This window comes from Sphingomonas sp. (assembly GCF_040398505.1).
Taxonomy (GTDB): domain Bacteria; phylum Pseudomonadota; class Alphaproteobacteria; order Sphingomonadales; family Sphingomonadaceae; genus Sphingomonas.
This window is the reverse complement of record NZ_JBBATX010000085.1, coordinates 1-11,826: the sequence shown is the minus strand read 5'-3', so window position 1 is coordinate 11,826 and position 11,826 is coordinate 1. Positions and strand designations below refer to the sequence as shown.

Annotated in this window: 10 protein-coding genes; 5 read left to right on the top strand and 5 right to left on the bottom strand. The window is 65.4% G+C overall.

All coding sequences use genetic code 11. From position 1 onward, the window contains the following. Window positions 1–130: 130 nt before the first annotated feature. Window positions 131–490 carry a hypothetical protein gene (locus ABWP09_RS10835; protein WP_353205157.1) on the bottom strand — a complete coding sequence of 120 codons (360 nt, stop codon included), beginning with the start codon at window positions 488–490 and terminating at the stop codon, window positions 131–133. Window positions 491–597: 107 nt separating this feature from the next. On the opposite strand from ABWP09_RS10835, the gene ABWP09_RS10830 reads away from it, so the two are divergent. After that, window positions 598–1,158, top strand: coding sequence for a YkgJ family cysteine cluster protein (locus ABWP09_RS10830; RefSeq protein ID WP_353205156.1), 561 nt, complete (start codon window positions 598–600; stop codon window positions 1,156–1,158). A gap of 3 nt (window positions 1,159–1,161) precedes the next feature. On the opposite strand, the gene ABWP09_RS10825 is transcribed toward ABWP09_RS10830, so the two are convergent. After that, on the bottom strand, window positions 1,162–2,160 hold the full coding sequence (locus tag ABWP09_RS10825) for a TauD/TfdA family dioxygenase (RefSeq protein WP_353205155.1): 999 nt from the start codon (window positions 2,158–2,160) through the stop codon (window positions 1,162–1,164). Between the two features lie 48 nt (window positions 2,161–2,208). Here ABWP09_RS10825 and ABWP09_RS10820 point away from each other — a divergent pair, with 48 nt between their 5' ends. After that, window positions 2,209–3,177, top strand: a complete 969-nt coding sequence (locus ABWP09_RS10820; RefSeq protein WP_353205154.1) for a hypothetical protein — start codon at window positions 2,209–2,211, stop codon at window positions 3,175–3,177. Here the strand turns inward: ABWP09_RS10820 and ABWP09_RS10815 are convergent. Further along, the gene (locus ABWP09_RS10815) at window positions 3,167–4,459 is read right to left on the bottom strand and encodes an aspartyl/asparaginyl beta-hydroxylase domain-containing protein (protein ID WP_353205153.1); all 1,293 of its coding nucleotides are present in this window, start codon (window positions 4,457–4,459) and stop codon (window positions 3,167–3,169) included. The two genes, ABWP09_RS10820 and ABWP09_RS10815, sit on opposite strands and share 11 nt — an antisense overlap. 63 nt (window positions 4,460–4,522) lie before the next feature. Here ABWP09_RS10815 and ABWP09_RS10810 point away from each other — a divergent pair, with 63 nt between their 5' ends. Next, entirely contained in the window at window positions 4,523–5,575 is a 1,053-nt protein-coding gene (locus ABWP09_RS10810) for a hypothetical protein (RefSeq protein ID WP_353205152.1), read from the top strand. A 121-nt stretch (window positions 5,576–5,696) separates the two neighbouring features. On the opposite strand, the gene ABWP09_RS10805 is transcribed toward ABWP09_RS10810, so the two are convergent. Continuing rightward, window positions 5,697–5,945, bottom strand: a complete 249-nt coding sequence (locus ABWP09_RS10805; protein ID WP_353205151.1) for a hypothetical protein — start codon at window positions 5,943–5,945, stop codon at window positions 5,697–5,699. Window positions 5,946–6,081: 136 nt separating this feature from the next. On the opposite strand from ABWP09_RS10805, the gene ABWP09_RS10800 reads away from it, so the two are divergent. After that, complete coding sequence (locus tag ABWP09_RS10800) at window positions 6,082–7,677, top strand: tetratricopeptide repeat-containing sulfotransferase family protein (protein WP_353205150.1); 1,596 nt, start codon at window positions 6,082–6,084, stop codon at window positions 7,675–7,677. Window positions 7,678–7,943: 266 nt separating this feature from the next. On the opposite strand, the gene ABWP09_RS10795 is transcribed toward ABWP09_RS10800, so the two are convergent. Next, window positions 7,944–11,042, bottom strand: coding sequence for a TonB-dependent receptor domain-containing protein (locus tag ABWP09_RS10795; protein ID WP_353205149.1), 3,099 nt, complete (start codon window positions 11,040–11,042; stop codon window positions 7,944–7,946). A gap of 231 nt (window positions 11,043–11,273) precedes the next feature. On the opposite strand from ABWP09_RS10795, the gene ABWP09_RS10790 reads away from it, so the two are divergent. After that, entirely contained in the window at window positions 11,274–11,810 is a 537-nt protein-coding gene (locus tag ABWP09_RS10790) for a hypothetical protein (protein ID WP_353205148.1), read from the top strand. The last annotated feature ends 16 nt before the right edge of the window (window positions 11,811–11,826 follow it).

The following is an 11,826-nucleotide window of genomic DNA, read 5'->3' as shown; positions in this document are numbered from 1 at the left end:
GTTTCGGAGGTAGGAACCCGGCGCGTATTGGGTGGCGATCTTGAGCTTGCGCCGCGCGGCCGCTGCGCGACAACGTGCGCAAGCGTACCGTCTAATAGCCCGAATTCCCGCGCGGTCAGCCGCGCCGCATTCACTGATAGCGCAGGAGATTATCGAACCCGGCATTCGCCTTGGTCATCTTCGCCAGTTTGCGGAGCTGCCCGCGAACATGCCGCTCGAACCGCACGTCGTCATTGATGCCCGCCACGGGGTACGTGTCCTGACCGATCAGGTCTTTGATGCGCTTGGCGAAGCTGGCCTGAGTCGCCGTATAATCCGTGGCGTGCAGCGTGCGGCAGACCCATTCCTCGGCGGCGGCCTTGTCATAGTCATCCTGTGCCGCATATCCGGCGCGGTCGGCGGCGGCTTGATCCAGCTTCGAAGCGGCCACGCGGCGTTCCAGCCATGTTCGGACCATGTCTTCGGCCCATTCCGTTGCCGGGTTGATCATCCTACGCTCCACCTTGTCCCGCCTTGGTCATAGCGGGCATGGTGCGGGACGCCAGCCAGTGGTGCGCTCCGCTTGTATTTCCGTCGGCGGCGCGGCACCCGGTAACGATGCAGACTGGCGCGGACCTCGAAACGATCTTGCTCGGGCCAGTCCTCGGCGACCGCGCCTGTGGCGATTGCATGGCGTGCTGCACCGTCCTGACGGTCGACACGCCTGACTTCAAGAAGCCGGGCGGAACCCCCTGCCAGCATCTGGTGGCGCGCGGGTGCGGTATTCATGCGCAGCGCCCGCCGATCTGCCGGACATGGTTTTGCGCCTGGCGACGGGTGGCGGCGATGCCCGATGAAGCCCGACCGGATCGCTCCGGCCTGCTTGTCTCGATCGCGTTCGAGCGCGCGCCGCGCAATTGCTTCGAAGGCGTCGCGATCGTCGTCCGTGTGCTCCCCGGCAGCGACGCGATAGCCAATGGGATGGCCGCTGCCATGCTCGACACCTTGTGCGATCAGCTGGTGCCCGTCTGGTTCAGCGACGGGTCGCAGAAGATGTTGCTGCACCCGGAAAGCGCGGTGGCTGACCTGGTCCTTTCGGGGAAACCGGCACCCGATCATCTGTCGCAAGAGGTGGCCGCATGGCGCGCGCAATACGGGATTTTCGGCGCGGCTGGCTAAGCGTCAGGCGCCCGACGGTCCCTTGCCGTGGTTGGAGCGGGGATGATCGGGCCGCAGCGGCGGTTCGAAATCCTCGCGCCGCCAGATCGCGTTCGCGGGTTCCTCGGCGCTCGGAATCGCGAAATCGAGATAGCCGAAATAGGTCAGGATCACGCGCTCGGCGACGTCGCTGATGGCGGTGCGCCCGTGCATGAAACGGGTATTGTCGAGCATCAGCAGATCGCCCGCATTCCATTCGATCTCCGCGCTAAGCCGGTCGCCCGCGACCTTGATCAACTGCAACCAGGCCTCGGGCACCTCCTGCCCGTCGTCGAGCACAGGGTGATCGGGGCGGCCGTGGTTGAAGCGCGCAAACAGCAGGAAATTGCCGAACGCAGGCTCGTCGATGAACATTGGCCGGTGCAGGGCGGGGCGGGTGAACACGCGCAAGATGCCGGTGTCGGGATAGCGCCGGAAATAATAGGGACAACCCGGCGGCGGCGCGGCGAGCTGCGCATCGGTTGGTTCTGCAGTGCCGAGCCAATATTCCAGCAGCGACGGCCAAACCGGCTTGATGTAGAGCAGCCGGCGGTTTTCGAGCTCGCGCCGCATCGTCTCGGGCAACGCGCGCACGAGCGCCACGCCGTCGCAAATCGTCGTCCGCCCGCCCGATTTCGGCGCGCTCTGGCACCCGAAAAAGGCAACGTCGGGCTTCCACGGCTCACGCGACAGCTCGGGGTGCAGCGCGAACGCCTTGTCCCCGCCATCGACCGTGAAGATATTGGCCGCCGCATCGACCGGCTGACGGCCCGGACTCTCATTCACCACCGAGGTCGAACAGAATCGCTTGGCGAACGCCCCGAACTGCGGGACATCGACGCCGAAGCCGCTGAACAGCAGCGCGCCGTGGGTCTTGTACAGATCGATGATCTGCGCCTTGTCGAGCTCAAGGATCGACCGCTCGCCGGTCGCGGCGATGATGACGTGCGGCTGATATTTTGCGGGTAAAAGGATGTCGGGCATGGCCCGCCGGGGATAGCGGCCCCGCGCGGCTGCGGCTATAGCGGAAACGTGCCTTTGACCCTCGACGATCTCTTCGCCTCGCCCGGCCATTATCTCCATTCGTTCGAGGATGGTCAGGCAGTGTTCGTGCCGATGGACCGCGCCGCCTATCACCGTTCGATCTTTCTCGATCGGCGGATTTTGCCCGCTTCCGACCAGAGCATGGCGCTGCCGCTAGCCAGCCTCGCCGCGCGCGTGCCCGCTGCGCAGCCGACTTCGTGGATTTTTCACATGGCGCATTGCGGATCGACCTTGCTCGCCCGCGCGCTCGACGATCCGGGCGCGAGCCTTGTGCTGCGCGAGCCGCTCGCCTTGCGTCAAACCGCGATCCAGGGGGATCCTGCGCGGCTCCCGCTGGTGCTGGCGATGCTCGGCAAGCGCTACCGCGCGGACGCGCCGACGCTGGTCAAGGCCAATGTGCCGGTCAATTTCCTGCTGCCGCAGATCGCTGCGGCGGCCCCGGATGCGCGCGCGATCCTGCTCTATTTGCCGCTCCGCGCGTATCTTCAGGCGATCCTGCGCGACGACAATCACCGCAACTGGCTGCGCACCGTGACGACCCAGCTTGCGCGCTATCTCGGTGACTGGTCGGCGCTGAACGATGCCGAGCGCGCCGCAGCGCTGTGGCTGGCGCAAGTCGATGCCTTCACCGCAACGCTCGCCGCAATGCCGCACGCGCGCACGCTCGATGCCGAGTTCCTGTTCAACGATCCCGTACCCGTGCTCACCGCCGCCGCCGCGCATCTCGGTGTGCCGCTGGAGGCTAAAGCGCTGGAGGCGGTCGTCGCGGGGCCGCTTTTCTCGACCTATTCGAAAAACCCCAACGTCGCGTTCGATAATGCTGCGCGCCTCGCGCGTGCGGCGGAAGTGGCAGCGGCAATCGCGCCCGAACTCGATGCTGCCGAGGCGTGGGTCGCGCGCAACGCGGGCCGCGCGGTGGCCGAATCCGCGCTGATCGACGCCGCGCTCAGTCGCTGACGCTCAGCGCCGCCGCCGGGGCATCGTCGGCATCGGCGGCCACCGCGTAGAAACGCCGCAACAGATCGCGCTCGGCGGGCGTGATATACGGGTTCCACACGTCGAAGATCAGGATCGCGCGCATTTCGCCCGAGCGATTCCACGCTTCATGCTCGATCGTATCATCGAACGCCCATGCCTCGCCGACGCGCCACGCGCGCGTTTCGCCGCCAACGCGAAAGCTGCACCCCGGCGGCACGATCAGCGGTACATGGATGATCGTCCGCACATTGCTGACCCCGGTATGCGCCGGGAGATGCGCACCGGGCCGCAGAATCGAAAAGAACACCGTCGGCGTCCGCCCCGGCAGATCGGACAAAGGCAATGCCGCAATCGCCGCCGCCGTCAGCGGCGCGCGTGCGCAGGCCGCATCGTCGCGCTGCCCGTCCTTCCACAGATGCAGCGCGCCCCACGCGAGCGAATGGTCGAGCGGCGACCATTTGTTGGGCGGGGTGCCCGGCGGCATCGCGATATAGGGGCGCACAATCGAAGCATCCTCGGCCAAAATCGCTTCCAGTTCCGCGCGGATCACGTCGGTTTTCGCTTCGATCTCGGCCAGCCACGGGAAATGGCCGCGGTCGAAATATTCCTCTGCCGGCAGGAAGGGAAAATGCATCCCCGCGCAGTGGTTCGCATAGATCGCACGCCGCCCGAGTGCATGGTCGATACACGCATCGACCCGTCGACGATCCGCCGCAGCGACGCCCGCGCGCGCGTCTGCCAGCCCGCGATCGATCGCATCGCCGAAGCGGTCGCGCTGGCGCACGACAGCGCTGCGCGCATGATCGAACATCAGTTCGAGCGCCGGGCTGCGCTCCTCGATCGCGCTTTCCATCGCCAGCACGTCGCTCCAGCGTTCGGCCGCGCGCGCGTGCTCGCCGCGCCGTTCGAGCAATTCGGCCATCCGCACCAGCGCCATGAAATGCCGCTGGTCGATCGCCAGCGCGCCGTCGAGTGCGGCTTGCTCGCCCGTATCGTCGCCCTGTTCACGGTGCGCTTTGGCGAGGTTCATCCACAGATCGGGCGCGACCGGATCGGCGGCGATCGCACGCTTGAACAGGCCGGTCGCCTCTTCGGTGTCGGCGTGCGTGAGCGCGTGCAGGCCGAGCGCGTTGAGCGCCATCGGATGCTCGCCAGCCCCTGCCAGCACCTCCCGGAACAGCGCCGCTGCCGCATCGGCACGTCCGGCACGTCGCTCCTGCACGGCGGTCTTGAGCAAATGCTGAATGTGCGGATCGTCCATGCGATCTGCATATCCGTGCCGCACCGACTAGACAACGCGTGACCGGATGCACAAACAAGCGCGATGAATTCCGCACTCTCCGCTGGCGGCCAGCCCCTTACGATCGAAGCCGCCGCGCGCGACGCGACGTGGCTCGCGCACCGCTACGATCCGGGGCATGATGCGGTCCACTTGTTGCCGGTGCCGCGCGACGTCCACCGTTGCGCGACCTTCCTGACCGATGAATATCTGCCCGCCGGTGTCACCCCGCTCGTGGTGCGCCGCGCCGATGCGATTGCCGCCGCGCCGCCGACGGCACCGCTGCACTTCATCTTTCACTCGGCGTTCTGCTGTTCGACCTTGCTCGCGCGCGCGTTTGATCGGCCGGGCTGGGCGATGGGGCTGAAGGAGCCGGTGATCTTCAACGATATTATCGGTTGGCGGCGGCGTGGCGGGCAGGGGCCGGACATGGCACAAGTGTTCGATGACGCGTTGACCTTGCTATCGCGACCGTTCGGCGCGGGCGAGTTCGTCTGCGTCAAACCCTCGACCATTGCGAACGCGCTTGCGCCTGCGATGCTGACGCTGCGCAGCGACGCATGCGCCGTGCTGCTGTACGCGCCGCTGCGGACTTATCTCGGTTCGATCGCGCGCAAGGGGCTGGACGGGCGGTTGTGGGTGCGCACCCTGCTGACCGGGATGCTCGACGATAAGCTCGTCGATCTGGGCTTCGGCCCGCGCGACTATCTTGCTCAGACCGACTTGCAAGTCGCGGCGGTCGGTTGGCTTGCGCACCAGCAATTGTTCGCGCGGTTGGTCGCGACCTTCGGTCCGGCCCGCGTGCGCACGCTCGACAGCGCGACGCTGATGGCCGATCCGTCGGCGGCGGTATCGGCCTTCGCGAGGCTCATCGGGCGACCGCTCGACCACCAGGCGCTGGCCGAGATCGCCGCCGGCCCCGCTTTCACCACGCATTCCAAATCGGGCGTCGCATTCGATGCGCGCGACCGTGCCGCCGAGGTGGCCCGCGGCGATATGCTCCACGCTGACGAGATTGAAAAGGTCGCGATCTGGGCCGAGGCGGTCGCCAAAGCTGCGGGCATCGCGCTGACCGCGCCAGCGCCGCTGCTGGAATAGCCGGTGATCCGTTCGCCCTGAGCGTGTCGAAGGGCATCGCGCCACAAAGTCCGGTGCCGATAGTGTCAGACAGGCCTTCGACGCGTTCAGGGCGAACGGGATTAAGGGATGCACCGCTAGCTCAGCACACCCCGCCATTGCCCGAGTTGCGGCACGAATCCACCCCCGGCCCCGATGCGCGCACATTCTCGCGCTCCCGCTCCCATTCGCGTTTCGTCTTGCACACCTTGTGGGTGCTGATCAGCGACCCGGTCTCGGCGAAACTTTGGCAAATTATTTTGTCGGGCGATGGTGCGGGCTTCTTTGGTGCCGCGACAGGCACCGGCTGGGGATCGGCCGCCACGAGCGACAAGAGCAGCAGGATCAGCATCACAACCTCATGAAATGGCGAAGATATAAGCGGGGATATGGCGTAGCCCCGGATCGATGATAAGGATTGCCGCGTCGCCATGTCAAACCGAGTCATCAAGCGCCGCCGCCCGCCGGCCCCCCCCCATCCGCAACGCGTGCAGATCGAGCAAGCGCTTGCGGCGGGCGACGTCGCGCGTGCCGCAATGCTGGCGGAACGCGCGCTGGCGGCGGGGCGAGTCGATCCGCTGGTGCTCAATCTTGCCGCATGGCGTCGCGAAGAAGCGGGGGAATTCGGCGGCGCACATGCCTTGCTGCAGCGCGCGCTGGTGATCAGTCCGGGCGATGTCGCGGTCCTCGGCTCGATCGGTGCGGTGCTCCGCAAGCAGGGGCATCTCGACGAGGCGCTACGCGTGCTCGACGGTGTCGTCGCCGTTGAACCGCGCCACGCCGCCGCCTGGCTCGAACGTGGCTATGTCCTCGATGCGCAGCGCGCCGATGCCGCTGCAACCGCCAGCTACGACCGCGCACTGGCGCTCGATCCGACGCTCTCGCCCGCGCTTGGCAAGCTGAGCGACGGCGCGGCGCGGCGCGGCGAGGCCGAAAACGCGCGCGCCTATGCCGAGCGCGCGCTGGCGCTCAACCCACACGAACCATCGGCGATTTTCGCGCTCGCGGTGCTGGCGGTGGAAGCGCGCGACGGGGCTGCGGCCGAGGCCTTGTTGCGCCCGTTGCTCGAAACCCGCCTCGCGCCGGAGGATCGCACGCGCTCGCTGACGCTGCTCGGCGATGCGCTCGACCGGCTCGATCGCCCGGCCGAGGCCTTCGACTCCTATTGCGCCGCGCAGGCGAGCTTTCGCGACACGTTTCGCGACAGTCTCGAACCCGGACCCGATCGTCCGTCGCACCGCGCCTTTATCGAGGCGATCCGCGCGCAAGTTGTCGCGACCGGGCCAGTCGCCGTCCTGCCGCCCGACGACGACCCCGTCCCCGGTGCGGCGGCGACGCATGTCTTCCTGCTTGGCTACCCGCGCTCGGGGACGACGCTGATCGAGAATGTCCTGGCAAGCGCGCCCGACGTCGTCGCGCTGGAGGAGCGCGATACGCTCGCCGATGTCGATGAAGCACTGCTGTCAAACGATGGCACGATGCCCCCGCTCGACAGCCTCGATCCCGCGCTGCTGTCGCGCTTGCGCGCCGCTTATTGGGCGCGCGTCGCCGCGCTCGGCGGGCCGGTCGCGGGTAAGGTGCTGGTCGACATGAACCCGTATAACGGGATCAAGCTGCCGATTCTCGCGCGCTTGTTCCCGAACGCGCGCTTCGTCGTGATGCGGCGTGATCCGCGCGACGTGATCTTGAGCTGCTACCGGGTCAATTTTACGCCCGGGGCCGGTGCCTGGGCGTTCAGCGATCTCAAGGAGGCGGCGCGGCATTATGACGCGCTGATGCGCTTGATCGATGACGCGCGCGCGCTACTGCCCATTGCGTGTCACGATGTGCGCTACGATCGGCTGGTGTGTGATTTCGAACCGACGGTGCGCGCGCTGGCCGCTTTCATCGGCATCGCCTGGACCGATGATTTCGCACGGTTTGCCAGCACAGCGCAGAGCCGCGGCGTCCGCACCGCGAGCGCGACGCAAGTCCGGCGCGGCCTGTATAATGGCGGTGGGCAATGGCAGCGTTATGCCGCTCAGCTCGCGCCGGTGCTGCCGATCCTGGCACCGTGGGTCGATCGCTTCGGTACCGCCGAATAGGCGGCCTTGAGCGCTGCGGATTGCACACCTTCCATTCGCCCTGAGCTTGCCGAAGGGCCGGTGGCCCCAGCGACCCCGCCGGCATTTGGTGCGCTGTGCTTCGACAGCCCCGGATCAGGTCCGGGGACGAACGGGGTTGGGGGCCGGTATGATTGCGGGCACGGCAAACGCCGACAACCACGCCCGCACACGACCGACTAACGGACGCGCCACAAAAAAAGGGCGAGCCTCGCGGCCCGCCCTCCTTCTTTAAGTGGTCGTTACGATCAGAACTTGACGGTAGCACCGACCGCGAAGCGACGGCCCAACGCGTCGTAGGTCGACGGGAAGGTGTTGCCGCTGTTGAACGAGGTCGTACCGACCGTGCCACCGACAACCGGCGGCTGCCGGTCGAACAGGTTGCTGACCGTGAAGGTCAGGTCGAAATGATCCCCAATGTTAACGCGGGTTGCCAGGTCGAAATAGTCATAAGCCGGGATCTTCCCGAAATTGACCAGCGTCCCAGCCAGCGCGCCCGAGCCGATCGTTCCGGTGAAGGTCGTGACGCCGGGTTCAACTCGCACGCCGCTGATGTGACGCCAGTTAAGCGACAAATCGATTCTGCTGAACGACAGCGTGGTGCGCTGGTTCCACGTGAATTCAGGCTGGATCGATCCGGCCGTCGACGACGGACCGGCCGAAGCGGGCGAGCCGCAATTCTTGCCGTACAGACCGACGCAGTTCTGGATGTCCGAGCCCGGACGCGCCTGGAAGCGCGAACGTGCCGTCCAGTTACCCTGGAAGCTCATGTTCAACTTGGCGAAGCCCAAATTGCGGCGATAGTTGGCGGTCAGATCGATACCGTCGGTCAGCACGACACCGTCATTGCCCGGAATAATGTTGAGACCAAGCGTCGTCGCGGGATCACCGTCGAGTGCACCCGTTGCCGGGTTGCGCCGGATCGAGGTGCAGTTGACGTTGGTGACGCTAGCGGCGGTTATGCCGGCGCCGCTCGCGTTACCGAAGCACAGATTATAGGCAGCGCCCGCCGTCAGCTGCGAAATCGCCTGACGGATGTAGATGTTGTAATAATCGACCGAGATCGAGAAGCCGGGAACGAAGTCCGGCTGGAACACTGCACCGAGCGTGAAGGAGTCAGACTTTTCAGGACGCAGCCCGATATTGCCGCCGCTGGTGATGTTTGCTTGCGAGGCGGTCGGCCTCTGAATGCTTCCGATCGAGGCGACCGGGGCACCCTGCGCCAGACACACGGCGCGAAGATTGGCGTTCGTGGTCGGAGCTGCCCCCGCGCAGGCGTCGAACGACAGGCTGGTCAGACCGGTCGAGACCGGGGCGAACAACTCGTTGATGTTCGGCGCACGGACCGCGCGCTGATAGGTTCCGCGAAGCTTGATCCCGTGCATGGGTTCCCACGTCGCACCGCCCTTGTAGGTCACGGTGTCATACTGCGTCGAGGCGACGGTATCGACCTTATAAGCCGAGTAGCGCAGCCCGGTTTCGAGCGTCAGGCTCTCGAAAAACGGCTTGTCCGCGACGAGCGGGATGTTGAGCTCGCCATAGCCTTCGGTGACATGATAGCCGCCGACGAAGGTCGGTGCCGCGCCGCCTGCGCCGCCCAGTTCCCCCGGGGTCTGCGACAGCAGATCGGACGATTGCGATGCGGTGTACTTGCGATACTCGGCACCTGCCGCAAAGCCGATTGGGCTATTGGCGAAGGGGGAGGTCACGCCGACATCGCCCGTGAACAAGGCCCGCGCTTGAGCAAGCGAGGTGAAGTTCGTCGTGGTGCTATTCGCAGTCAGATAGTTGACCTGCGCAGGCGTGATCGATCCCTCCGGGCCGAACAGGTTGATCGGAATGCACCCGGCCGACGCGGACCCACCAGGCGCGCCAGCCAAACACGTCGTCGTGTTGGTGGCAAATACCGCGGCGCGGACGCGCGAGGTCAGCACGTAATTCTGGATCGTCTGAACATTCTCGGATTCACCGTACGACCCGTTGATGTCGAGCTTGATCGAGTTGGTGATGCCGATCTTGGCGCCAATACGGTAATCGAACACCGTCGTCTTGAAGTCCGAAAGACGCGGGCCGACTTCGGTCGTGCGACGGTTGGTCGCAACGGTGAAGTAACGGAAGTTCGGATCGGCCGTCGTGGTTGCCGCCGCGGCCGCGTTGCACTCTGCCGTGGTGAGCTGTGCCACCCGGACACCAGCCGCAGTAAAGGTCGGATTGTTGTTGCAGAAGGTGGTCCGTGCCGCCGCCGGAAGATACGGGTTGGAGAACGGGATCGACAGCGAAGAGCCAAAAATGCCCGACGGCGCAATAATCGTGCTCACAGTATTCTTGGAGAACATGCCGCGCGAATAGACTTCGATATTGTCGGCAATTTCATACCGCGCCGCGCCATAAATATTGTACCGCTGGAACGGCGTCTGGAAAATGTTGTACGGATTGAAGTTGAACGGGACCACGGGCGACTGCAGCGCTCCGGTGGAGGGGTTGATCTGACGGTTGCCCGAGACCCGTGTCGGAGCGGGGATGGTATTCGCCGGGGCGTCTAGGAAACCGGCGAGGCCCGCAACCGAGAAGCGGGTCGGCACCGTGGTGCCCGAACCACCAGCCGCACCCGAGGTCGAGGTGTAGTTGTTCGTCGAGAACTTGCGCGCGCCCTGATAGACCGGGTCGGAATGCTGATAGCCGACTGACAGCACGGCGTTGCCGCGGCCATCGTCGAAATTGGAGCCGATGGTCAGATCGCCACGATAATAATGCCCATCTCCACGCTCGGTGATCTGGTTCGAGACCGCCGCTTCAACGCCCGAGAAATCCTGGCGCGTTACGAAGTTTACGACACCCGACACGGCGTCCGCGCCGTAGGTGGTCGCTGCACCGCCGGTCACGACGTCGACGCGTTGGACCAAAGCGAGCGGAATGTTGTTGAGATCGACGCGACCGACCGTGTTCGACGGTGTAATGCGGTTGCCGTCGAGCAGGACGACGTTGCGGAAGTTGCCGAGGCCGCGAAGATCGACATAAGCGGCACCACCGTTGCCGTTATTGACGGCTGAACCGATGCTGGCCGCCGCGCCTGGGAGATCACGAACGATCTGTTCTGCGGTGTTGGTCTGACGCAGGGCGAGCTCGTCCGAGCTGATGACAGCGACTGGGGTCGAGCTGACGAGGTTGGGGTTGCGGATCAAGCTGCCGGTGACGACGATGTCCGGGCCGGTCGTATCGGCGGTCTGCGCCGGTGCGTTGGCGGGCGGCGAAGCTGGTGCGGTCTGCGCGAAGGCAGGTGCCGACAGCATCGCTGCGGTTGCGAACAAGGTGGAACCAAGCAGAGCGGCTCGCGTCGTCATTTTCATAAAACCCCTTTTCGGTCTGTCGACCGGACTATTTTGTGTTGGCCGAACACGGTCGTGCCTTGGTAATATGGATAAGACATCAAACCCTCTCCTCGCAACGGAGAATGTTTCGGGGCGATAATAACTTCCGGGATGTGACGTTTTAGATACATGTGCCCGATCTGGCCGGATTTGCGCCCCGGCGCGCGCGGCGTATAAGCGCCGCAGGGATCACAGTCGGAGCATCGGTTCATGCGCAAGAGCGCCATCTTGTTGATCGCGTGCGCCGCGCTGGTGCCGTTGCGGGCCAGCGCGCAGGACGGCGACGGGCGTGGCGATGCGCTTGTGTCGGCGATCGCCGCGTGCCGCGCTGTCCCGGCCGATCAGCGGCTGGCCTGTTACGAACAGACGAGCGCGGCGCTGATCGCCGCGCGCGATTCACGCCAGATCCGGATCGTCGATCGCGAAACTGTCCAGCGCGCGAAGCGGTCGCTGTTCGGCTTCTCGCTGCCGCACCTCAACCTATTCGGCACGGGTAAGGAAGACCCGCGCGCCGAATCCGATACCGACGTCAAGCAAATCACCGGCACCGTCACTGCCGTGCAACAAGCGTCGTACGGGATGTGGACCTTCAGCCTGGCCGAGAGCGGCGTGTGGCAGTCGATCTCCGAATCGCCGACCTTCGAACCGCGCAAGGGCGATACGATCACGATCAAGGCCGGCGTGCTCGGCCATTATACGGCACGGGTCGGCAACGGCCGCGCGGTGGATGTGAAACGCGTGCGATAGCGGCTTCGCGCGCTTA

What these genes read in the sequence shown, in the direction of transcription:
- ABWP09_RS10835 (WP_353205157.1), bottom strand. Translation starts at nt 490, where the DNA reads ATGATCAACCCGGCAACGGAATGGGCCGAAGACATGGTCCGAACATGG.
- ABWP09_RS10830 (WP_353205156.1), top strand. Translation starts at nt 598, where the DNA reads ATGCAGACTGGCGCGGACCTCGAAACGATCTTGCTCGGGCCAGTCCTC.
- ABWP09_RS10825 (WP_353205155.1), bottom strand. Translation starts at nt 2,160, where the DNA reads ATGCCCGACATCCTTTTACCCGCAAAATATCAGCCGCACGTCATCATC.
- ABWP09_RS10815 (WP_353205153.1), bottom strand. Translation starts at nt 4,459, where the DNA reads ATGGACGATCCGCACATTCAGCATTTGCTCAAGACCGCCGTGCAGGAG.
- ABWP09_RS10810 (WP_353205152.1), top strand. Translation starts at nt 4,523, where the DNA reads ATGAATTCCGCACTCTCCGCTGGCGGCCAGCCCCTTACGATCGAAGCC.
- ABWP09_RS10805 (WP_353205151.1), bottom strand. Translation starts at nt 5,945, where the DNA reads ATGCTGATCCTGCTGCTCTTGTCGCTCGTGGCGGCCGATCCCCAGCCG.
- ABWP09_RS10795 (WP_353205149.1), bottom strand. Translation starts at nt 11,042, where the DNA reads ATGAAAATGACGACGCGAGCCGCTCTGCTTGGTTCCACCTTGTTCGCA.
- ABWP09_RS10790 (WP_353205148.1), top strand. Translation starts at nt 11,274, where the DNA reads ATGCGCAAGAGCGCCATCTTGTTGATCGCGTGCGCCGCGCTGGTGCCG.